This is a genomic window from Arthrobacter globiformis, from assembly GCF_046536215.2.
Taxonomy (GTDB): Bacteria; Actinomycetota; Actinomycetes; order Actinomycetales; family Micrococcaceae; genus Arthrobacter; species Arthrobacter globiformis_E.
Window position 1 is genome coordinate 3,164,040 of the sequence record NZ_CM143421.1, and the last position, 19,804, is coordinate 3,183,843.

Genomic DNA, 19,804 nt, shown 5'->3' on the forward strand with positions numbered 1-19,804 from the left:
CTACTTGCCGAAGCGCCGCAGCCTGAGCGAGTTGGCCACCACCAGCACCGAACTCGCCGCCATGGCCACGCCGGCCACCATGGGATTGAGCAGTCCGAGGGCAGCCACCGGAATGCCCACCGCGTTGTAGAAGAAGGCCCAGAACAGGTTGGTCTTGATGGTGGCCAGCGTGCGCCGGGACAGCTCGATCGCGGTGGCCACCTGCCCCAGATCGTTGCCCATCACGGTCAGGTCGGCGGCCTCGATCGCCACGTCCGTGCCGGAACCCATCGCGATGCCGAGGTCGGCCTGCGCCAGGGCTGCGGCGTCGTTCACGCCGTCGCCGGCCATGGCCACTGTCGCGCCGCCGGCCTGCAGCCTGCGGACGGCTTCCACCTTGCCCTCGGGGAGGACTCCGGCGAAAACATCGTCCGCGGCGATTCCGACGGCGGCAGCCACCTGGGCAGCAACGGCGTCGTTGTCGCCGGTGAGCAGCATGGGCCGCAGTCCCAGGGCCTTGAGGCGCGCGACAGCGGCCTCCGATCCCTCCTTGACCGTGTCCCGAAGTTCGATGATGCCGGCAGCTTCGCCGTCCACGGCCACCCAGATGGCCGTGGCGCCGGACTCTTCCGCGTTGCGGAGCACCTCATCCTGCTCCGGAGTGATCTCGACTCCGTTCTCCAGCAGCCAGCCGCTGCGGCCGGCAGCGACGAGCTGGCCGTCAACGGTTCCCACCACTCCGCCGCCGGGGGCGGAGCGGAAGCCGACGACGGCGGGGAGGCCGGCGCCGTCGTTCCCTGAACTGCCGCTTTGGCTGGGGTTTGCATGCAGGCCGATGGCCGGTACGGCGGATTTTGCGGCGGCGGCGATGGCCACGGCAATCGGATGCTCCGACGCCGACTCCACCGCTCCGGCCAGACGCAGCACGTCCGGCCCGCTGAACGGCGCAAATGCCGCCACCGCGTCCACGGACAGCTGCCCGCTGGTGACGGTTCCGGTCTTGTCCAGCAGGATGGTGTCCACCGTGCGGGTGTCTTCCAGGACCTGCGGGCCCTTGATGAGGATGCCCAGTTGTGCCCCGCGGCCCGTGCCGGTCAGCAGGCCCACGGGGGTGGCCAGGCCAAGGGCGCAGGGGCAGGCGATGACCAGCACGGCCACCGCGGCGGTGAAGGCCGCACGGAGTTCGGGGCCCGTGATGTCCGGCCCGGCGGCAAGCAGCCAGCCGGCGAAGGTGAGGACGGCGATGGCCAGGACCACGGGCACGAAGACCGCGCTGATGCGGTCGGCAAGCCGGGCGATCGGGGCCTTGCCGGTCTGTGCCTGCGAAACGAGCCGGCCCATCTGGGCCAGGGTGGTTTCGGCGCCGACGCGCGTGGCCCGGACCAGCATCCGGCCGGATGTGTTGATGGTGGCGCCGGTGACAAGGCTGCCCGGCCCGACGTCCACGGGAACCGATTCGCCGGTGACCAGCGAGGCATCCACCGCCGAGACGCCGTCCACCACCACGCCGTCGGTGGCGATCTTCTCGCCGGGACGGACCACGATCACGTCCCCGACAGCCAGCCGGCTCGCCGGGATCTTCACTTCGGCGCCGTCCTGCAGGATGGAGGCGTCCTTGGCGCCGAGGTCCAGGAGGGCCCTGAGCGCGTCGCCGGCCTTTGACTTGGCGTTCGCCTCCAGGAACCGGCCCAACAGGAGGAATGTGGTGACCACGCTGGCCACCTCGAAGTACAGGCCGCCGGACCCGGCGCCCCCCATCTCTTCCATGCCGGGGTGCTCGGTCAGGCGGGGGAAGGCGAGGAGCTGCCAAGCGGAGAACAGGTAGGCCGCGATCACGCCGAGCGACACCAGGGTGTCCATGGTGGAGGCGAAATGGCGGGCGTTGATGGCGGCCGCCCTGTGGAACGGCCACGCCGCCCAGCTGACCACCGGCAGCGCCAGGGCGCCGGCCACCCAGCCCCAATCCGGGAACTGGAACGCCGGGAACATCGAGATCAGGAACACGGGCACCGTCAGGACCGCCGCGACCAGCAGGCGCGGCTTCAGCTCCGAGGCCTTGCCGCCGTGGGCCATGTGGTCTTCGTGCGCGGCACTGTCCTCCGACGGTCCGCCATGCTCCGCCCTGTCCTTCTCGGTGACCACTTTGACCGTTGCCTTGTAGCCGGCTGAGGCTACCTGGTCTGTAATCTGCTGGTCCGTGATGCTGGCCGGGGCTGTTACGTGGGCCGTTTCCAGGGGGAGGTTGACCGTGGCCTCGACGCCTTCGAGCTTGGCGAGTTTCTTTTCCACGCGGTTCACGCAGGAGGCGCAGGTCATGCCCTCAACGTCCAGTTCGATCACCCTGCGGGGGTTGCCTGCGGGAAGGTGTTCGGTGCCCATGCCTGGTCCTTCTGTGGTGATGCTTCGTGCTCTGCCTGGTGTTTGGTGCTGCGTGTGAATGGGAGGCGGGGTTAGGCCTCGTTGGCCACCACCAGGTAGCCCGCCTCAGCCACTGCCTCGCCGATTTCGGAGGGGGAGAGCTTCTGCGTGGAGGTGATGGTGACGGTGGTGATGCCGCCGGCATTGAGGTCGATGTCGATCTCCTCGACGCCGGCCAGCGCCTCGAGCTCCTCGCTGACGGCGGACACGCAGTGTCCGCAGGTCATGCCGGAAACGTGGACTTTGGTGGAGATGGTGCTCATTGCTGGCTCCTCGTTGCTGCGCTGACTGGGTGGGCCAGCTTGGTGGGTGGTGGTTGTGCCGCTAGCGCAGCAGGCGCCCGATGGCACCCGCCGCCTCCTTGACCTTAACGTCGATGGCTTCGGCCCGGAGGTCAGGGTCAGGTTCGGAGGCCGCCCCGACGACGCAGTGGCCGATGTGTTCTTCCACGAGGCCCAGGCTGACGGCGTGCAGGGCCTTGGTCACGGCCGCGACCTGCGTCAGGATGTCGATGCAGTACTTGTCCTCCTCGACCATCCGCGCGATTCCCCGGACCTGCCCTTCAATCCGCCGGAGCCGGCGCAGGTACGCGTCTTTGTCCCCTGTGTAGCCGTGCTGCGCGGAGTCGGCAATCGCTTCTTCGCTGGACGCCGCCGGCGTCCGTCCTTCGGAAGTCTCCATTCCCTCAAGTTATACCCCTAGGGGGTATCCGTCAAGGAAGGTGTGCGGGAGGTCACGAGGATGCGGAAACCGCTGGTCCTGGGATGGGGGAGTCATGGCCCCGAGCGGGCGGATGCCCTGAAGGGGAGGTCCGGAAGCTGTGGGCAACAAAAAAGCTCCGGAGCGCGTTATTGGGGGATACGCACTCCGGAGCAGTCTTTGGGCGGGCTCTTGATCAGCCTGCGTGTTCAGCTTACTTGCCGGTAGCCAAGTTGGCCACCGCTTCGAATAACTACTTTGACTTTACTTTTCCGCGCTTTGGTGGCAGGCCTCCGGCCCGCTTATTCCGGGCGGTCCTGATGCGCCGCCATCCGGAACGGCACCACCAGGACAGGCCGGCTCTGGTGGTGGGTGAGCCAGGCGGCCACGGAGCCGTTCAGGAGTTCCGTTATGCGGTGCCCGAAGCCGCGCTCCGGCGTTCCCACAATGATCATGGGTGCATTGACCTCCGATGCCAGCCTGCCGAGCGCGCGGGCGGGGTCCCCGGCCAGCGTCCGCAAGGTCCATGCTGGCCCGCCGTCCTGGACGGCTGAAGTGATGGCCGACTTCAGCTCCGTGGTAACTGAGCGGATGTCGTCGTCGTCCCTGTCCGGATGTAGGGAGAGGCGGTGTGCGGAGCGGGCGGGGTCCCATTCGACCAAATAGCTTGCCTCGTCCACGTACGCGCAGAGCAGCGGGGCGGACAGCTTTTGGGCCAGGCTGACGGCGGTCTTGAGGACCTCCGGATGCTGGCCGGGAACCATGCCCACAAGAAGGGGAGGCGGGCCGCTGAAGTGCTCTGCATCCATAGTCAATTGTGTGCCCGCGGCGTCGGGAAAGGCCATAGCGGCACAGGGCCTTCGCCCAGCTCAGCGCCGGTTTTCGGGCCTGCGGCGCAGTCCTGGGCGCGGGTGGAAGAGCGTGACTTCTCCCTTGAATCCCGCGCCGGGTGAGCCTAGTTTGGAGACGTAGAAAGGCGGCGTCCCATGCAGATTCACATGTGGTGGCTTGATCTGGACCTGAAAAGCAAGGAGTGGCTTCGCGAGAACCTGCGGGCCGGCGATGTTCCGGCGTTCGTGATGGAGGGGATTGCCCAGGCTGGCGGCCCGCACCCGGACACCCCGCAGGCGGTCCTGACCGAAGCCGAGTGGGATTTCATCGAGACCCAGTCGGAGTTTGTGGACTGACTGGTTCTGCCGGTCTGACCGGCCCCGGCGCATGCGTCAGGGCCGGTCAGGCCGCGCGCACCACCGGTAACTCGTCCCAGTGGGTCGTGTAGCGCGGCGAACGCATGCCGCGCTTCATGCTCCAGTCCAGACCGCTCCTCAGGCCGGCGAACCCGAGCCCGATCGTGCCCCTTCCGTACTTGCGGCTGATCTGCTCAACCAGCGGGCCGATCCCGCGCTCCTCGTGCGGGTTGGTGAAGGGCTCCAGCGGCTGCTGATTGCCGGACGGCCGAAGGTCGGTGACCATGATGCCTGCCCGCGCGTATTTCACGCCCTCCTGGATCACTGGAAGCAGGGCGTGGGCCGCCCTGGTGAGCAGCACCGGGTCCGAGGTGGGCATGGGCAGCGGAACGCACACCGAGGGAAACGACTTGTCCTTCGGGTTGTAGTGGGACGTGCCGGCGAAGGCTGTGAGGACTTTGGCCTGAAGGTGGTGACGGGCCAGCCGGGCACTCGCCTGCTGCGCATAAACGCTCAGAACCTGGCGAAATTCGGGGACCGACGTCAGGGGAGTGGAAAACGAGCGGGAGAAGATCAGCTGGTCCCGGCCCGCGCGCTCCTCCTCCAGCGGTATGCACGGTGTCCCGCGCAGCTCCAGCACGGTGCGCATCAGCACCACCGAAAAGCGCTCGCGGACCATCACCGGATCCGCCCGGCTGAGCTCCAGGACGGAGCGGATCCCCATGGCGTTCAGCCGCTTTTCCAGCCGGCCCGCCACGCCCCAGACCTCGGAGACCGGCAGCCGGGCCATGAGCAGTTCCCGCGCCTCCGGGGGCATCGACTCCCAGCGGCACACCCCTCCAAGGGCGGGGTTGTTCTTGGCCCACCGGTTGGCCAGTTTGGCCAGCGTCTTGGTGCCGGCGATGCCGACGCACACGGGCACCCCCACGTTGCGCTGGACCGCGGCCTTAATGGTCCGGCCGAGATCCACCATCTGTTCGGGACTGCCCTTGATGCCCAGGAACGCCTCGTCGATGCTGTACACCTCAAGCCAGGCCGAGTAGCGTCCCAGCAGCTCCATGACCCGGGCGCTGATGTCGCCGTACAGTTCATAGTTGCTGGACCGGGCAACGAGCCCCCACTCCTTGGCCCGGGGCGCAATCTTGAACCACGGCTCGCCGGTGCTGATACCCAGGGCCTTGGCCTCCGGGCTGCGGGTCACGGCGCAGCCGTCGTTGTTGGAGAGCACCACCAGCGGTTTGCCTTCGAGCGAGGGGTCGAAGACCCGCTCCGCACTGGCATAGAAGCAGTTCACATCCACCAGGGCAATCTGCTGCCGGGCCTCAGACATGGTGGAGGCACCTCGTGGCCACGCCCCAGATGGTGAGGTCCGCCAGGGCGGGGACAATGATGTCCGGATACAGCGGGTTGGCCGCCTGGAGCACCACGCCGGCCGCGGTGATCTTCAGGCGCTTGATGGTGAGCTCGCCGTCCAGGACGGCGACCACCACGGATCCGTCGCGCGGTTCCAATGCCCGGTTGACGATCAGCTCGTCGCCGTCGCTGATGCCGGCCTGCTCCATCGAGTCGCCGGATACCCGAACGATGTAGGTGCTGGTGATGTCCTTGATCAGGTGCTCGTTCAGGTCGATGCGCCCGTCAAAGTAGTCCTGGGCGGGGGACGGAAATCCCGCCGCCACGGCCACGGGGGAGACCAGCACCAGCCGCAGGGAAAGTCCCGCCTCTATCACGCGGGGACCAATGATCGCCCCCACAACACACCTTTTTTCGAATATATGTTCGATAGTTCAGTGTAGCTCCCGGGACTGACAGAATGCAGCCGCGCCAGGCAGCGGTTGTGTTCATCACACGTTCGTCGTGCCGTCTCCGTCGCAGCGGGTCTCCGTCGCATACTGGTCTCATGGGGATGCAAGGCACAGGAGGATCAGTGGTGGAAACCTTGAAGAGGGTGGTGCGGAACGAGTACTTTCCGGCAGCGGCCGTGCTGACGCTGGTGGTGCTCTTCTGGGTTGCGGGCCTGTTCGGCGGCCTGTCACTGCTGAGCCGGAGCCAGCCCCCGATCGCCACGCTCACCTGGCTGCTCTTCGTCTACGCCGCCGCCGTCCTGACGCCCCTGGCCGGAATCCTGGCCGCGGCGGACCTGCTTCGCCGGTGGTGGCGAAACCGCCGGGCCGCAAAGACCGGCACGCCCAATGACGGCACCGCAAAAGACGGCGCGAAAGTCGGGTCCTAGGCCCGGCCTCAGCCAGGAATCCAGCCAAACCCGTGGCGGCCAAAACCATTGCAGCCCCTCCGCCCGAGTGGTTGCATGGGGTCCATGAATGCCTCAGAGAGTTTCGTGTTAGCAATCGGGACCAAAAAAGGCCTCTGGCTGGCCACCAGCCAGGACCGGAAGCAGTGGTCCTTTTCCGGCCCGCATTTCCTGATGAGCGAGATACCGAGCATCGGCATCGATACGCGGGACGGCCGCACGCGCATCATGGTGGGGGTGCGGTCCGAGCACTGGGGTCCGTACGTAGCCCACTCGGATGACCTTGGCGCCAGCTGGACCGAGCCCGAGCAGGGCGCCATCAGGTTCCCCGAAGGCACCGACGCCGCCGTGGAACGGATCTGGCAGATCTATCCCGACGCCGAATCCCGCCCGGGCGTCGTCTGGGCCGGCGCGGAGCCGATTTCAGTGTGGAAATCGACCGACGGCGGCGAGCACTTTGAGCTGAACCGCGGACTCTGGGACCACCCGCACCGCAGCGAGTGGGGAGCCGGGTATGGCGGCGCAGCAGCCCACTCGATCGTGGTCAACCCCTCGGGCGAGAACGTCCACGTCGCCATGAGCACCGGGGGCGTGTACCGCTCGCTCGACGGCGGGGCGTCCTGGGAGGCGCGCAACAAAGGCATCTCCGCCTACTTCATGCCCGATCCCAACCCGGAATTCGGCCAGTGCGTGCACAAGATAGCGGCGGATGCCGCCGTCGAAGGCCGACTTTACGCGCAGAACCACCACGGCGTGTACCGCACCGACGACAATGCCGAGAACTGGGAATCGATAGCGGACGGCCTGCCGGCCGATTTCGGGTTCGTCATGCTGACGCACCCCAGGCGCGCGGGCACGGCCTGGGTTGTTCCCTTGAAGGCCGACGGCGAACGCATCCCGCCGGACGGAAAGCTCGCCGTGCACCGTACGGACGACGCCGGTTCCACGTGGAAGCGCCTGGACGCCGGCCTGCCGCAGTCAGAATTCAATGCCGTGCTCCGTGACGCGGCCAGCGTGGATTCCGCCGAGCCTGCCGGGGTGTACTTCGGAACGCGCGGGGGTGCGGTGTATGCCAGCGCCGACGAAGGCGAAACCTTCGCGGAGGTGGCGTCCCACCTGCCGGATGTGCTGTGCGTCCGCGCCGCCGTTGTGGCCGGGGCCCCGGTCGCTGCCGGGACTGGCGCATGAGGGTGTGCAGTGGCTGAGATCAGCGTGGTCCTTCCCAGCGTCCTCCAGCCGCTCGCCGGCGGGCAGTCCATACTGACTACACCCGCCGACGGGGCGGTGACTGTGGGCCGGTTGCTGGATTCCGTGACCGGGACTTACCCGGTGCTTGCCAGGCGGCTGCGGGACGAGACGGGTGCGCTCCGCCGCTACGTGAATATTTACGTGAACGGTGAGGAGGTCCGGCGTCTGCGCGGCCTGGAAACGGAAGTTTCTGCCGGCCAGGAGGTGCTGATCATCCAGTCCGTGGCCGGCGGCTAGGCAGCTCAGGCGACGCGCCAAACGCTGCATTCGTCCGTATTGATGGCCTTGCGCATGCCCGTGTGATGATCCATGATCCACACGACGCCAATGCCCGGGGCTGTCTCCTGGACGCTGCCGCGGCGGATGATGACGTCGTCATAGCTGGGGCCAACCGACAGGCGGGCCTCGATCTCGTCGCCGCGATGCAGCTGGTCCAGGGCGCGGACCCGGGTGATGTGGGGTTTGGCTTCCTTCAACATGGCGTGGCCTCCTGAGCTGGAGCTGGTGCCTGCAATTGCCGGCACAACCAGTGTGGCGCGGCAATGTTGCGCACGCGTTTCCTGCCCGTTAGCGCCCGGTTAGTTTCCGGCGCCGAGGCGGTTTCCGCGCGCCATCGGGGAGCCTAGGATGACGCCTGCATCCGGTGGCGCATTTCGCCGACGCCGCGAATGTGGGTGACGAGTTCGTCGCCGGGGGCGAGGAAGCGCTGGGGTACTCGGCCGACTCCAACGCCGGGCGGCGTGCCGGTGAAGATGGCGTCCCCGGGGAACAGCGGCGTGACCCTGGACAGGCGGGCAATGATCTCGGGAACCGGGAAGACCATGTCCGAGGTGTTCCCCTTCTGGACCTGTTCGCCGTTGATGGCACAGCCCAGTTCGATGCTGTCCGGGTCCTCGAACTCGTCAGGGGTGACCAGCAGCGGACCAACCGGCCCGAAGCCGGGGAAGGACTTGGCCAGGCTGTACTGCGGCGCCGGTCCCGCGGACTGCATGGTGCGTTCGGACAGGTCCTGCCCGATGGTGATTCCGGCGACGTGGCTCCACGCCCTGTCCGCCGGGATGTGCGACCCGCCGCGTCCGATGACTGCCACGAGCTCGACCTCCCAGTCCACGGTTCCGGGCGGGAGGGTGACGGTGCCGTACGGGCCGGCGAGGGAGCTGGCGAACTTTGTGAAGACGGTGAGGTCCTCGGGCACTGCGAGTGAGGCCTCCGCTGCGTGGGCGGCGTAGTTGAGCCCGATCGCGAAGACCTGCCGCGGCTGGGGCGCCGGGTTGCCGAAGTCCTTGAGCGGGACCTCGGCCACGGGCTTTCCCGGCGTGCTGCCGAGCGAGCGGGCAAACCCGAGGAGCTCATCCCAGCGTTCGTAGCACTCCTGGATGGAAGGACTGAAACGGCCGCGCGACTCCTGCGAAAGGTCGATGACTTCATTGTTCGGCGTGACGAGTGTCAGCCGGTTCGCGATGTTGGCCAGGCGCACCGTTTGTCCTTTGGATGAATGGCTTGGTTGGGTCAGAGATGCCGGGCTAAGGCGGCTACATCGAATGCAGCGCCCGCCGGCAGGTGGATCTCCGGCCCCGGACGGTGTCTGTTGCGGGAGCCTGTCCGGGGCCGGAAGTGTGTGGCTGTTACTGGGCCTTTTCGGGCTTGCCGTCGATCAGGCGGCTGACCTGCCAGGGGTTGGCGTCCTGGAGCGGTGCCGGGCGCAGCTGCTCCGGGAAGTTCTGGTAGGCGACCGGGCGCAGGAACCGGTTGATGGCCAGCGTGCCCACCGAGGTGGTCTTCGAGTCCGAGGTGGCCGGGTAGGGGCCGCCGTGGACCACGGCGTGGCCGACTTCGACGCCGGTGGGCCAGCCGTTGATGATGATCCTGCCGACCTTGCGCTCCAGGGCGGGGATGAGCGGTGCTGCGGCGGTGTAATCGTCCTCGGCGATGTGCAGGGACGCGGTGAGCTGGCCCTCGAGCAGCCGGGTGGCCCGGACCAGGTCGTCGATGTTCTTGTAGCGGACCACGAGGCTGGCGGCGCCGAAGATTTCCTCGTGCAGGACGGGATTGGACGTGAAGGCGTCCAGGTCGGCACCGAACACGGCCGGGGCGGGCGCGTTTTCGGTCGGGCCCTTCGTTCCGCGGCCGATGAGTTCGACGTCGGCCGCAGCCTCGAGCGCGTTGTGGCCGTGCTCCCAGGCGGAGGCGATGCCGCCGCTGAGCATGGTCTGCCCGGACAGCTGCGTGATCGCGTCGGTGACGGCCGCGGCGAACCTGTTTCCGGCGTCGCCTTCGGGGACGAAGACGAGACCCGGTGAGGTGCAGAGCTGTCCGCTGCTGCCGGTGACCGAGGTGACGTATCCCTGGGCCAGGGTCTCAACGTCCCCGTCCAGGGCGCCGGGGAAAACGTAGACCGGGTTGATGGAGGACATTTCCGCGTAGACCGGGATCGGTTCGGGCCGGGCGGCGGCGGTGCGCATGAGGGCGGTGCCGCCGGCGCGGGATCCGGTGAAGCCGACGGCCTTGATGGCGGGGTCGGCCACGAGGGCCTGGCCGATGCTGGCGCCGGAGCCATAGATCAGGGAGAAGACACCCGGGTGCAGGCCGAGGTCGGCAACGGCCTTGATGATGGCCTGGCCGACGAGCTCGGCGGTGCCGGGGTGGGCGTTGTGGGCCTTGACGATCACCGGGCAGCCGGCAGCAAACGCGGACGCGGTGTCTCCGCCGGCAACGGAGAAGGCCAGCGGGAAGTTGCTGGCACCGAAGACGGCTACGGGGCCGAGCGGGATCTGGCGCTGGCGGATGTCGGCGCGGGGCAGGGGTGCCCTGTCCGGGATCGCCGGGTCGATGCGGACGCCGCGGAAGTCGCCCTGGCGGATGACCTCGGCGAAGAGCCGCAGCTGGCCGGTGGTGCGGACGCGTTCGCCCTGCAGGCGTGCGGCGGGCAGGCCGGTCTCCTGGCCTGCGCGGACGATCAGTTCCTCACCGATGGCCTCGATGTTCTCCGCGATCGCCTCCAGGAACCGGGCGTGCTGCTCCGGTGCGAGGGTGCTGAAGGAGTCGAAGGCGTCGGCGGCCGCGTCGGTGGCCGTCTTGAGCTGCTGCTCGCTGATCAGGGTGTAGGCAGGTTCCAGCTGTTCGTTCGTGGCGGGGTTGAAGCCGTGGGCCGTGCCGCTGGTGCCGGGAACGGTCTCGCCGGCGATGAGGGAATGTCCTTGGAGTGTCATAATGCGCCCTCCTGGGCGGTTGGGAGTGGGGATGGGTGGTTCTGGTGCGGCGGTGCCTGGTTAGGCGTTGCCGGCTCCGAGGTGCCAGATGCCGAGGGCGGAAAGCAGCTCACGCGGGTCCCAGACCACCCATTCCTCGGCGAGTTTGTCGCCGTCGAAACGGAGGAAGGATGCGCCGGTCACGGCGATGCTGCGGCCGGTGGCGGGGACGTCCATGAACTCGCCGGTGTGGGTGCCGGTGGTCTGCCAGTGCACGGCCACCTTGGGGCCGTCCTCGATGATTTCCAGGATTTCGGTGCTGGAGTCCGGGAAGGCGGTGTGCATCGCCTCGATGGTCTTGCGGAGGCTGGCGTAGTCCTCGGCCCCGGTTTTGGAGCGCCGGACGTAGCCCGGTGCGAGGAGCTGCTCGAACGCGGCCAGGTCCCCGTCGCCCCAGGCGCCGTTCCAGGCCTTAAGAATGGTGTCGCGGCGGCTCATGATGCGCTCCTTGCAGGTTCGGTTTCCGGTGCCGCAGGCGCGGCCGGCACAGGTGCCGGGATTTCGATGGGCAGGTACTGGCCGAACTTTCCGCCCCTGAACAGCAGGGCGTCGCCGCTTCCCTCTTCCATGTTGGTCACGGAGCCGACCACCATGTAGTGGTCGCCGACGACGACTTCGGCGGTGACGACGCAGTCGATGTAGGCGGTTGCACCGTTCAGGTGCGGGGTGCCGAGGGGGCCGGTGGAGCAGGGCAGGCCCTCGAACTTCTCCGGTCCCTTGCGGGACAGCGACCTGCAGATGGTGATCTGGTCGTCGGAGAGGATGTTCGCGGTGAATCTCTGGAGCTTGCGCAGCTTCGGCCAGCTGGAGGAGGACTTGTCCACGCAGAACATGACCAGCGGCGGCTCGAGTGACAGGGACTGGAAGGTGCCGACGACGAGACCGAGCTTCTCGTCGTCGTCGTTGACGCCGGTGATGGCCGTGACGCCGGTGGGCAGCTTGCCCAGGATCTGGCGGTACAGGGCGGGAGTGATGTCGGCCACGGGAGTGGCGGCCGGGGTGGGGGTGATATCCATGTCAGTGGTCCTTGATCAAGTGAATTGGATCAGGTGGAGTGAATCAGGCGGTTTCGCGGAAGCTGCCGAAGCGGCCGCCGTGGAAAATGAGCGGAGCGGATGCCCCCTCAGCGGGGGTCATGGCCAGCACGCTGGCGATGACGACGACGTGGTCCCCTGCGGTGAACTGCTGCTCGACGCGGCAGTCGAACCACGCAAGGGAGCCGTGCAGGTGCGGGGTGCCCCACGCGGATTCCGACCAGGCTACGCTGCTGAGCTTCTCCTCGCCCTTGGCGGAGAGCGCGCGGCAGACCTGCTGCTGGTCCGCGGCGAGGAGGCTGACGCTGAAGGTCCCCGCTTCGGAGATCCTGGGCCAGCTGGTGGAGGAGTGCATCACGCTGAACGTCACCAGTGCCGGTTCCACGGACAGTGAGGCGAACGTTCCCACGATCATGCCGTTCTGGGCCCCGGTCACGGGATCGGTGGAGCAGATCGCGGCAACCCCGGTGGGCAGGTGCCGCATGACGGCGCGGTAGGTGTCGGAATCGATCCGGCGGCCTTCCAGTACGGGAGCGGTCATGACAGTGCTTTCCCTTCTGCGCGCAGCTCGGTGTGGATGTTGCGGCCGGCGCGGAGGCCGGACTCGATGGCGCCGTCGAAGAAACCGGCCCAGATGTTCGCGGTGTCGCTGCTGGCGAAGTGCAGTGCGCCTTCGCTGGCCTGCTGTGCGGCGTGGTACTTGGTGAGCTGGCCGGGGCGCTGGATCTGCCAGGTTTCCTCGGCGTAGGGGTCTTCGCCCCACTTGTGGCCGGTGACTTCGAGGACTTCCAGGTCGTCGCGCCAGACCTTGATGGCTTCCTGGACCTGGACGGGGTCGGTGACGTCGATGCGGTTCGCGTCGGCTCCGAAGCCGACCAGCACGGCGTCGTCTTCCCCGACGAACTCGGTGCGGATCACGGAGAGCGGCTTGTCCTGGGCGGAGTAGGCGAAGAACGGCTTGATGGGTCCCTTGACCCGGATCCAGGCCTTGACGCCCTGGGACGCGGTCTTTTCCCGGCTGGGGGCGAGCTTGCCCTCGGACAGGGCGGGCTCGACGTCGAGCTTGTGCAGAATGTTCTGCGACAGGGTGATGACCACCTTCCTGGCCTGGATTTCCTGGCCGTCGCCGTAGGTGACGGTGGCGCCGTCGGCGTCGTGCCGGACGGAGGTGACCGGGGCGTTGAGCCGGATGTCGGCGGTGCTGTCCCCGGCGATGGCGTTGACCAGTCCGTCGTTGCCGTCCTTCAGGCGGTAGATGGCGGAGGCCTCGTGCATCAGGTGCCAGTGGCCGGAGGAGCCGGCGGTCCAGCGCAGGGCATTGACGTAGGCGCACTGGTCCAGGGGTGCGTTGAAGTGGCCCACCCAGGCGGCTTCGTTGGCGTTCCGCTCGTCCTCGGAGAGGTCCAGCTTGTCCAGCATTTCCTGCAGGTTGTACTGGTCCACCTCGGCCAGGTTCTCCACGGTCAGCGGCGCGTCCGGGCGGGGCAGCCACTTGACGGTGTCCTCCAGCAGCCGGGTCATGCCAGGATCGATGAGCTTCATGAAGTCATCCAGGTTGCCCCGGCGCACCTCGTCGCCGGCGAGCCAGTAGGTTTCCTCCGAGCGGGGGCCGCGGGAGACCTCCAGACCGTAGCGGGTGACCTCGGCCCAGACGTGGGGCTGGGTCCAGTGCAGCCAGTTGCCGCCGAGCTCCAGGTTCTGGCCGAGGCGGCGCTCGGTGTACAGGCGGCCGCCAAGACGGTTCTGGGCTTCCAGGACAACCACGCTGTGGCCGCGGTTGCTCAGTTCACGGGCGGTGACGAGGCCGGCAAGACCGGCACCGATGACGACGACGTCTGTCTGTTCAGTCATTGAAGTATCTCCGTTGATGGTTCGTTGATGGGTGGCGGCGCTTAGCGGGCGGCCTGGCTGAGGTTCGCGGCCCGCTGCGCGGTGGCGGGGTGGCCGTCCAGCGTGTATTTCTGCCCGAAGAGCTTTTCGCGCAGGGTCACCGGCTCCTGGTCCTCCGGGCGTGCCGGGGCAACAATGCCCTGGGCGCGGAGTTCCGGCAGTGCCAGTTCGATGAAGTCCTCCCAGCCGCCGGGCTTGGTGACGTAGCTGAGGTTGACGCCGTCGATGTCGGCCTCGTCGCGCCAGCGGCGCAGCTCGGCGGCCACCGTCTCCGGGGAGCCGACGATTGTGGAACCGGTGCCGCCGACGGCGAGGAATTCCGCGATTTGGCGCGGGGTCCAGTCCCGGTCCGGGTCGGCCTTGGAGAACATGTCCACCATGGACTGGCCCGCCTTGGTTCCGACGGAAGCCAGGGGGGTGTCGAGGTCGTATTCGGACATGTCGATGCCGGTCCAGCCGCTGAGGCGGGCCAGGATCGCGTCGACCGGGGCCAGGTCCACGGCCTTCTGGTACTTGGCCTGGGCTTCTTCGTCGGTGGGGGCGACGATGACGGTAAGGAGGATGACGATCTTGACGTCCCGGGGGTCGCGGCCGGCGTCGGCCACTGCCTGGCGGAGCTTGGCGACGGTGCGCTTGGCGCCCTCTACCGAGGTGGACTGGATGAAGACGGCTTCGGCGTGCTTGCCGCCGAATTCCATGCCCCTGGAGGACGAGCCGGCCTGGAACAGCACCGGGGTGCGCTGCGGGGACGGCTCGCACAGGTGGAAACCGGGGACGGTGAAGTACTTGCCGGCGTGGTTGATCGGGTGGACCTTCGCCGGGTCGATGTAGGTTGCCGAGTCGGCGTCCCGGACCACGGAGTCCTCCTCGTAGGAGCTTTCCCAGAGCTTGTAGACGACCTCCATGTACTCGTCGGCCATGTCGTAGCGCTCCTCGGGGGAGAGCTGCTGTTCCTTGCCCAGGTTGCGGGCGGCCGCCTCGGAGTACGAGGTCACGATGTTCCAGCCCACGCGGCCGCCGGTGAGGTGGTCCAGGCTGCTGAACTTGCGGGCCAGCAGGTAGGGCGGCTCGTAGGTGGCCGAGCAGGTCACCCCGAAGGTGAGGTGCTTCGTCACCGCGGCCATGCCGCTGATCAGCACCGTCGGGTCGTTGATCGGCACCTGGGCTGCGTCGCGCAGCGCGGCATCAGCGTTGCCGCGGAAGACGTCGTGGTAGCCGACGTTGTCCGCGAAGAAGATCCCGTCGAAGCCGGCCTTCTCGAGCATCTGTGCGACGCCGGTCCAGTACTGCAGATCGGTGTATCGGTGGCCCTGGTCCCCTTCAGCGCGCCACGTACCCGAGGTCAGGTGGGTGGGGGAGAAGACGTCGAAGGCGAAAAGGCTCAGAGGTTCATTTTTCATGGCAGCGGTGCTTCCTTGGACTCGTGCCGGACTAGGCGACAACTTTGGGGCTGACGTTCATAAACTGAACACTGCGTTCAATTTAAGATGTTAGCCAGCTCACTGTCAAGGGTGCGCTTATTGGGCGGGAAGATTACGCGCGGGCTATTGACACCGAATGTGGCGCATGCCATATTTTTGACCACGACGTTCGAAAGATGAACGAACTGATTGTGGCTCTCTTCAGCCTTCCCCCCAAACAGCCGCCGTGCTGACACCGCCGGCGTCCGCTCCCCTTCGATTTTTACGATCTACAAGGAAGTCCATCGTGAATACACCTGTTACACCCGCCCCCGGGCCGTCGCTGCAGTCGCCGGCCGTTGAGGATCCGCAGAAGAAGCGGTTCCTGTACAAGCTCAGCGGAGTCATCGCCGGCGGCATGTTCATCGACGGGTTCATCCTGGGCGGCATCGGGCTCGTCATGCCGGCGCTGACGTCGGACCTGAGCCTGTCGGCCACCTGGCAGGGCCTGATTGGCGCCTCGGCCCTGATCGGCATCTTCTTCGGCGGCCCCATCGGCGGGTACCTGGCCGACAAGATCGGCCGCAAGCCGATGTTCATCGTGGACCTGGCCATCTTCCTGGCCGGCTCGGCCGCGCAGTTCTTCGTCGCGGACGCCTGGCAGCTGTTCATCATCCGGCTGCTCATGGGCATGGCGATCGGCGCCGACTACGCCATCGGCTGGCCCCTCCTGGTCGAGTTTTCCCCGGCCCGGCTGCGCGGCAAGCTCATGGCCTTCCAGGAAGTCGCGTGGTACGTCGGCTACCTGATCTCCTACGCGGTGGGCTACTACCTGTCCACAGCCATCCACGCGGACTGGCGCATCATCCTGGGCATGAGCACGGTTCCGTCCCTGATCGTCTTCCTGCTCCGGCTGGGTTCCCCCGAATCCCCGCGCTGGCTCATCAGCAAGGGGCGGACCGAGGAGGGGCTCGCCATTGCCCAGCAGTACATGGAGGAAGCCGACGTCCGGGACCTCGCGTTTGAGAAGCCGGAGCGCCCCAACTTCGGCAAGCTCTTCTCCCCGCAGTACCGCAACTCCACGATCTTCGTCTGCATGTACTGGGTCTGCAATGTAACCCCCTACTTCGCTATCGCCACCTTCGCACCCATCGTGCTGGAAAGCCTCGGTGTTGAGGACGGCCTGGCCGGGGCGCTGCTGCTCAACGGCGTGGTGGTGGCCGGTTCCCTGGCTGCGATGTTCCTCATTGAACGCGTCGGCCGCCGCAAACTGTCCATCCCGCCGATGTGGATCGCCGCCGTCGCCCTGGTGATCATCGGCCTGTTCTCCCACGTCTCGCCGCTGGTCATCCTGGTCTGCTTCATCGCCTTCTCCTTCTTCAACGCCATTTCCACGGCCCTGACCGGCGTGTACCCCGGCGAGGTCTTCCCCACGGAAATCCGCGGCGCCGGCGTCGGCTTTGCCACGGCGTTCTCACGGATCGGTGCCGCGGCCGGAACGTTCATCCTGCCGATGTCGGTCGACGGCCTGGGCGTGGGAACCACCATGCTGATCGCCGCCGGCATCTGTGTGGTGGGTGCGGTCATCTCGCAGTACCTCGCTCCGGAAACCAAGGGCCTGAGCCTGAGCGACACCTCGGCGCCGCAGGGCAAAGCATTGGTGCGGTAGTCCCAAACCAACAGGACACTCGCGCGAACTGGCAGCTGATGCCCTCTCGGAGAGATTTTGAGGGCAACAGCTGCCAGTTCGCGGGACGCACCTGGGTGCGTGGGTCAGCTTCCGCGATCCTGCCCGAGGACTGACCGCCCCGATGGTCATGAGCTAAGCAACCACCGGCGGGGTCCTCCTGGTCCCCTGAGCCCTGGGCTGAGCCGTTGAGCCGTGGGTGAACGCCCCGTTCGCTACTTGAAAAGCGCATAGGATGGATGGGGACAGCACGGGCTTCGGACCGTGAGCGAACGCGAACCGGGAGCAGATATGGCGGCGGGACGAAGCGCAGCAGAAGCAGACGACGCACAAGGAACCGAGGCGGCAGCTGCCGATGAATCGGTGGACCTGACCAACAAGTCCGTCATTAAGGCGACCGTCCTTTTGAGTGAACTGGGCCGCCACCGGCAGGGCATCACCGTCACAGAGCTGGCCCAGGCAGTGGGCATGACCCGCCCGACCGCCTTCCGGCTGCTCCTGAGCCTTGAGCAGACGGGCTTTGTGGACCGCGTGGACAACCGCTATCTGCTGGGCTGGCAGATGGCCAAGCTGGGCAGGCTGGCCGACCCTTACACGGGTGCTGTAGCCAGGATCCAGCCGATCCTGGACGAATACGCCGCGAAGCTCAAGGAGACGATGAGCTTTGCCATGGTCCGGAGTGAAACGTCTTACGACGTGATCGCCGAAGCCTCGGGCTCCCGCTACCTGAACGCTACCCACCTGTACGTCGGCGGGAACTACCCCGCCCATGCCAGTGCCACCGGAAAGCTGCTGCTGTCTGAACTCAGCGACGACGGAATTGCGGCGTCATTGCCCGAAAAGCTGGAGTCCTACACCGCCCGTACCATCACGAGCCGGAAGGCGCTCCTGCAGGAGATCCGCCAGGTCCGCCAACAGGGCTATGCAGTCATCGATGAGGAGCTTGAAGAGGGCCTTTTCGCCGTCGCCTATCCGGTGCGTGACAGTTCAAACGGACTGATCGGCGTGCTCGCTGCCCAGGGACCCGTGCAGCGGTTCAGGTCGGACAAGCTGCCCGGAGTTGTCGACCAGCTCCACAAGGCCGCCGACGAGGTGGCGAAGGCCCTCTCCTAGGGCTTCGCTGCCGGTCATCAGCGCCGTGTCGCGGCTCTCAGCTGACCGCCTAGGGGCTTAGTTGCCAGCCATCGCGATCAGGTGTTCGCGCGACGGGTACTTCCATTCCACGTACCGGACCGGGACTCCCGCGCGTTCGGCCACCACGCCGTGCGTGACGCCGTCCGGGCCCTCGCTGCTGCTCACTTCTGTGATGCAGGCGATCAGGGCTGCGGTGCGCCGTTCATCGCGTTCACGGAGGATTTCCGCGACCATCTTGGGGGTCTTGCGCCTTGCCTTCTGGCGCCAGTGAGTCATGTCGTACCTCTGCGTGGCGCTTAGGACGCGTCGGGGCCTTCAACGTACAGGCCTGCCCACGGGGTGCAGGTCAATACGTCGGGGCCCATGGACTGCCGGATCGCGGCGCCCGCGGCGCCCGCGGCGCCTGCCCGCCTGCGCCCGCCGACGGTGGGCCCGGTGGCGGGACGGGCGAACGCGATGAGAAGGATGCGGTGAACGGTGCTCATGGTGGGCTCCTCGCGGGTGCTGGGGGAACCAGGGTTCCCGTAGGTTTCGGATACCGGTGAGCCGCCTTTGGCCATCCGGGATAGTTGCAGATCTAAAGTTTTGAACGCTACGTTCATTTTATGAACGTAGCTCCATTGTGGCCCCTGTCACGGCATTTTGCAAGGGGGCAGTTGCGGCGTCCGCGGCGGTAGTTCCGGGCGGTGGTGGGCTTGACGGTGAAGTGGATCACTTCTTATGCTGAACGCCACGTTCATTGAATGAACGTCTGATATGCACCCTTACCCCCTATCCCCGGACCAGGAACATGCGCTTACATACGGATACGCCAGCCCGCCACACAACCCGCCTGCCCGTCGCGCCAGTGCCCGACTGGTCCAAGCTTTCGCGGGATGATGCCGTCAGGGTGCTTCTGCGCGACGGCAGGATCATCTCGGGGCAAATCGACATGATCGCCGTGGACCGCAGTGTCTTTTGGGTGATCCAGTCGGCCGGCCGGGGAAGGGTCATGATCTGCAGTTCCGACAGGCCCGTGGTGGTCCGGGCCGCGACGTCGGACAGCGCGCGCTAGCCACCCCGGAAATGCTTCCTCGGCGGCGGCCGTAACTATTGCGCCGGAAGGTGAGCCGTGCCACAATGACTATACGTTCATAAAATGAACGTCACGTTCAATATATAACTGTTCAGGTCTCGATGAACTTCAGATCCGGTTCAGCTTCAGACAAAGACGTCGGCCGGTACGCGGAAGTACCGGCCCGCAAGGCAGAAGGGAAGGAACCATGTCCATCTCAGTAGGTCACCGGGCAATTGCCAGTGCATTCGGCTGGGGACACGGCCACGCCCAGCGGGCCGCCGGGCCGCTGCCCGCCGAGCCCCTGACCGTCACAGACAGTCCGGGCGCAGAAGTGGCCGCCCCGACGGCGGCGGTACAGACCGCCGTCGAGCCTGGAGCGCTGGTGTGCTCCCCCTGGGAAGGCCTCTACCTGGCACAGGCCCACCCGGTCACGGCACGCGGGAACAAGGGCGCGACGCGCCAGCAGTTGGACTCGTTCCTCAACAGCCTGATGTACGGCGAGTAAGCACAGGCCAGCGCCATGACTGCCATTCTTTACGCCGAAGCTGCCCGCGACGCGTCATCCACAGCAG

General features: G+C 66.8%; 24 protein-coding genes. 8 read left to right on the plus strand and 16 right to left on the minus strand.

Annotated elements, in window-relative coordinates; genetic code table 11:
* The 4 genes from R5O87_RS14230 to R5O87_RS14245 form a co-directional block, all read right to left on the minus strand.
* Nucleotides 1-2,358 carry a heavy metal translocating P-type ATPase gene (locus R5O87_RS14230; RefSeq protein WP_410556493.1) on the minus strand — a complete coding sequence of 786 codons (2,358 nt, stop codon included), beginning with the start codon at nt 2,356-2,358 and terminating at the stop codon, nt 1-3.
* Nucleotides 2,359-2,429: 71 nt separating this feature from the next.
* Nucleotides 2,430-2,660, minus strand: coding sequence for a heavy-metal-associated domain-containing protein (locus R5O87_RS14235; protein WP_410556491.1), 231 nt, complete (start codon nt 2,658-2,660; stop codon nt 2,430-2,432).
* 61 nt (nt 2,661-2,721) lie between these two features.
* Entirely contained in the window at nt 2,722-3,078 is a 357-nt protein-coding gene (locus tag R5O87_RS14240; protein WP_410556490.1) for a metal-sensitive transcriptional regulator, read from the minus strand.
* Between the two features lie 320 nt (nt 3,079-3,398).
* On the minus strand, nt 3,399-3,905 hold the full coding sequence (locus R5O87_RS14245) for a universal stress protein (protein ID WP_410556488.1): 507 nt from the start codon (nt 3,903-3,905) through the stop codon (nt 3,399-3,401).
* 177 nt (nt 3,906-4,082) lie between these two features.
* Here R5O87_RS14245 and R5O87_RS14250 point away from each other — a divergent pair, with 177 nt between their 5' ends.
* The gene (locus tag R5O87_RS14250; RefSeq protein WP_410556487.1) at nt 4,083-4,283 is read left to right on the plus strand and encodes a hypothetical protein; all 201 of its coding nucleotides are present in this window, start codon (nt 4,083-4,085) and stop codon (nt 4,281-4,283) included.
* A gap of 46 nt (nt 4,284-4,329) precedes the next feature.
* Here the strand turns inward: R5O87_RS14250 and R5O87_RS14255 are convergent, their stop codons facing one another.
* The gene (locus R5O87_RS14255; protein ID WP_410556486.1) at nt 4,330-5,613 is read right to left on the minus strand and encodes a Y-family DNA polymerase; all 1,284 of its coding nucleotides are present in this window, start codon (nt 5,611-5,613) and stop codon (nt 4,330-4,332) included.
* A complete protein-coding gene (locus R5O87_RS14260) occupies nt 5,606-6,037 on the minus strand; it encodes a LexA family protein (protein ID WP_410556484.1) in 432 nt (143 codons plus the stop codon). The genes R5O87_RS14255 and R5O87_RS14260 overlap by 8 nt, the downstream gene beginning before the upstream one ends.
* A gap of 176 nt (nt 6,038-6,213) precedes the next feature.
* Here R5O87_RS14260 and R5O87_RS14265 point away from each other — a divergent pair, with 176 nt between their 5' ends.
* From R5O87_RS14265 to R5O87_RS14275, 3 genes are all read left to right on the plus strand, one after another.
* Entirely contained in the window at nt 6,214-6,516 is a 303-nt protein-coding gene (locus R5O87_RS14265; protein WP_410556482.1) for a hypothetical protein, read from the plus strand.
* A gap of 75 nt (nt 6,517-6,591) precedes the next feature.
* On the plus strand, nt 6,592-7,722 hold the full coding sequence (locus tag R5O87_RS14270; RefSeq protein ID WP_410556480.1) for a WD40/YVTN/BNR-like repeat-containing protein: 1,131 nt from the start codon (nt 6,592-6,594) through the stop codon (nt 7,720-7,722).
* A 9-nt stretch (nt 7,723-7,731) separates the two neighbouring features.
* Complete coding sequence (locus R5O87_RS14275; RefSeq protein ID WP_331575287.1) at nt 7,732-8,019, plus strand: MoaD/ThiS family protein; 288 nt, start codon at nt 7,732-7,734, stop codon at nt 8,017-8,019.
* A 5-nt stretch (nt 8,020-8,024) separates the two neighbouring features.
* Here the strand turns inward: R5O87_RS14275 and R5O87_RS14280 are convergent, their stop codons facing one another.
* The 8 genes from R5O87_RS14280 to R5O87_RS14315 all read right to left on the minus strand — a co-directional run bounded on the left by R5O87_RS14280 (nt 8,025) and on the right by R5O87_RS14315 (nt 15,354).
* Complete coding sequence (locus R5O87_RS14280; RefSeq protein WP_306920070.1) at nt 8,025-8,261, minus strand: hypothetical protein; 237 nt, start codon at nt 8,259-8,261, stop codon at nt 8,025-8,027.
* A 143-nt stretch (nt 8,262-8,404) separates the two neighbouring features.
* The gene (locus R5O87_RS14285) at nt 8,405-9,259 is read right to left on the minus strand and encodes a fumarylacetoacetate hydrolase family protein (protein WP_410556478.1); all 855 of its coding nucleotides are present in this window, start codon (nt 9,257-9,259) and stop codon (nt 8,405-8,407) included.
* A gap of 148 nt (nt 9,260-9,407) precedes the next feature.
* Entirely contained in the window at nt 9,408-10,991 is a 1,584-nt protein-coding gene (locus R5O87_RS14290) for an aldehyde dehydrogenase (NADP(+)) (RefSeq protein ID WP_410556477.1), read from the minus strand.
* Nucleotides 10,992-11,051: 60 nt separating this feature from the next.
* On the minus strand, nt 11,052-11,468 hold the full coding sequence (locus R5O87_RS14295) for an ester cyclase (protein ID WP_410556476.1): 417 nt from the start codon (nt 11,466-11,468) through the stop codon (nt 11,052-11,054).
* Nucleotides 11,465-12,046 carry a flavin reductase family protein gene (locus R5O87_RS14300; protein WP_410556475.1) on the minus strand — a complete coding sequence of 194 codons (582 nt, stop codon included), beginning with the start codon at nt 12,044-12,046 and terminating at the stop codon, nt 11,465-11,467. The genes R5O87_RS14295 and R5O87_RS14300 overlap by 4 nt, the downstream gene beginning before the upstream one ends.
* Nucleotides 12,047-12,089: 43 nt before the next feature.
* Nucleotides 12,090-12,605: a flavin reductase family protein gene (locus R5O87_RS14305; RefSeq protein ID WP_410556474.1), complete on the minus strand. Its 516-nt coding sequence runs from the start codon at nt 12,603-12,605 to the stop codon at nt 12,090-12,092.
* Complete coding sequence (locus R5O87_RS14310; RefSeq protein ID WP_410556473.1) at nt 12,602-13,915, minus strand: flavin monoamine oxidase family protein; 1,314 nt, start codon at nt 13,913-13,915, stop codon at nt 12,602-12,604. The genes R5O87_RS14305 and R5O87_RS14310 overlap by 4 nt, the downstream gene beginning before the upstream one ends.
* Before the next feature lie 41 nt (nt 13,916-13,956).
* On the minus strand, nt 13,957-15,354 hold the full coding sequence (locus R5O87_RS14315) for an LLM class flavin-dependent oxidoreductase (protein WP_410556472.1): 1,398 nt from the start codon (nt 15,352-15,354) through the stop codon (nt 13,957-13,959).
* 307 nt (nt 15,355-15,661) lie between these two features.
* Here R5O87_RS14315 and R5O87_RS14320 point away from each other — a divergent pair, with 307 nt between their 5' ends.
* Both R5O87_RS14320 and R5O87_RS14325 read left to right on the plus strand, forming a co-directional pair.
* The gene (locus R5O87_RS14320) at nt 15,662-17,023 is read left to right on the plus strand and encodes an MFS transporter (protein ID WP_410556471.1); all 1,362 of its coding nucleotides are present in this window, start codon (nt 15,662-15,664) and stop codon (nt 17,021-17,023) included.
* A gap of 282 nt (nt 17,024-17,305) precedes the next feature.
* The gene (locus tag R5O87_RS14325; protein WP_410556469.1) at nt 17,306-18,154 is read left to right on the plus strand and encodes an IclR family transcriptional regulator; all 849 of its coding nucleotides are present in this window, start codon (nt 17,306-17,308) and stop codon (nt 18,152-18,154) included.
* Between the two features lie 57 nt (nt 18,155-18,211).
* Here the strand turns inward: R5O87_RS14325 and R5O87_RS14330 are convergent, their stop codons facing one another.
* Both R5O87_RS14330 and R5O87_RS14335 read right to left on the minus strand, forming a co-directional pair.
* A complete protein-coding gene (locus R5O87_RS14330) occupies nt 18,212-18,451 on the minus strand; it encodes a hypothetical protein (protein ID WP_410556468.1) in 240 nt (79 codons plus the stop codon).
* A gap of 20 nt (nt 18,452-18,471) precedes the next feature.
* Entirely contained in the window at nt 18,472-18,660 is a 189-nt protein-coding gene (locus R5O87_RS14335) for a hypothetical protein (protein ID WP_410556467.1), read from the minus strand.
* A gap of 404 nt (nt 18,661-19,064) precedes the next feature.
* On the opposite strand from R5O87_RS14335, the gene R5O87_RS14340 reads away from it, so the two are divergent.
* Together R5O87_RS14340 and R5O87_RS14345 are read left to right on the plus strand one after the other, a co-directional pair.
* Nucleotides 19,065-19,229 (plus strand): hypothetical protein, encoded by a 165-nt coding sequence (locus tag R5O87_RS14340; RefSeq protein WP_410556465.1) that lies wholly within the window; start codon nt 19,065-19,067, stop codon nt 19,227-19,229.
* A 208-nt stretch (nt 19,230-19,437) separates the two neighbouring features.
* Entirely contained in the window at nt 19,438-19,737 is a 300-nt protein-coding gene (locus R5O87_RS14345; protein WP_410556464.1) for a hypothetical protein, read from the plus strand.
* Nucleotides 19,738-19,804: the final 67 nt, after the last annotated feature.

Excerpts from the sequence above, each read along its gene's own strand:
- R5O87_RS14230 (WP_410556493.1), bottom strand. The coding sequence starts at position 2,358 with ATGGGCACCGAACACCTTCCCGCAGGCAACCCCCGCAGGGTGATCGAA.
- R5O87_RS14235 (WP_410556491.1), bottom strand. The coding sequence starts at position 2,660 with ATGAGCACCATCTCCACCAAAGTCCACGTTTCCGGCATGACCTGCGGA.
- R5O87_RS14240 (WP_410556490.1), bottom strand. The coding sequence starts at position 3,078 with ATGGAGACTTCCGAAGGACGGACGCCGGCGGCGTCCAGCGAAGAAGCG.
- R5O87_RS14245 (WP_410556488.1), bottom strand. The coding sequence starts at position 3,905 with ATGGATGCAGAGCACTTCAGCGGCCCGCCTCCCCTTCTTGTGGGCATG.
- R5O87_RS14250 (WP_410556487.1), top strand. The coding sequence starts at position 4,083 with ATGCAGATTCACATGTGGTGGCTTGATCTGGACCTGAAAAGCAAGGAG.
- R5O87_RS14255 (WP_410556486.1), bottom strand. The coding sequence starts at position 5,613 with ATGTCTGAGGCCCGGCAGCAGATTGCCCTGGTGGATGTGAACTGCTTC.
- R5O87_RS14270 (WP_410556480.1), top strand. The coding sequence starts at position 6,592 with ATGGGGTCCATGAATGCCTCAGAGAGTTTCGTGTTAGCAATCGGGACC.
- R5O87_RS14280 (WP_306920070.1), bottom strand. The coding sequence starts at position 8,261 with ATGTTGAAGGAAGCCAAACCCCACATCACCCGGGTCCGCGCCCTGGAC.
- R5O87_RS14290 (WP_410556477.1), bottom strand. The coding sequence starts at position 10,991 with ATGACACTCCAAGGACATTCCCTCATCGCCGGCGAGACCGTTCCCGGC.
- R5O87_RS14295 (WP_410556476.1), bottom strand. The coding sequence starts at position 11,468 with ATGAGCCGCCGCGACACCATTCTTAAGGCCTGGAACGGCGCCTGGGGC.
- R5O87_RS14300 (WP_410556475.1), bottom strand. The coding sequence starts at position 12,046 with ATGGATATCACCCCCACCCCGGCCGCCACTCCCGTGGCCGACATCACT.
- R5O87_RS14305 (WP_410556474.1), bottom strand. The coding sequence starts at position 12,605 with ATGACCGCTCCCGTACTGGAAGGCCGCCGGATCGATTCCGACACCTAC.
- R5O87_RS14310 (WP_410556473.1), bottom strand. The coding sequence starts at position 13,915 with ATGACTGAACAGACAGACGTCGTCGTCATCGGTGCCGGTCTTGCCGGC.
- R5O87_RS14315 (WP_410556472.1), bottom strand. The coding sequence starts at position 15,354 with ATGAAAAATGAACCTCTGAGCCTTTTCGCCTTCGACGTCTTCTCCCCC.
- R5O87_RS14330 (WP_410556468.1), bottom strand. The coding sequence starts at position 18,451 with ATGACTCACTGGCGCCAGAAGGCAAGGCGCAAGACCCCCAAGATGGTC.
- R5O87_RS14335 (WP_410556467.1), bottom strand. The coding sequence starts at position 18,660 with ATGAGCACCGTTCACCGCATCCTTCTCATCGCGTTCGCCCGTCCCGCC.
- R5O87_RS14345 (WP_410556464.1), top strand. The coding sequence starts at position 19,438 with ATGTCCATCTCAGTAGGTCACCGGGCAATTGCCAGTGCATTCGGCTGG.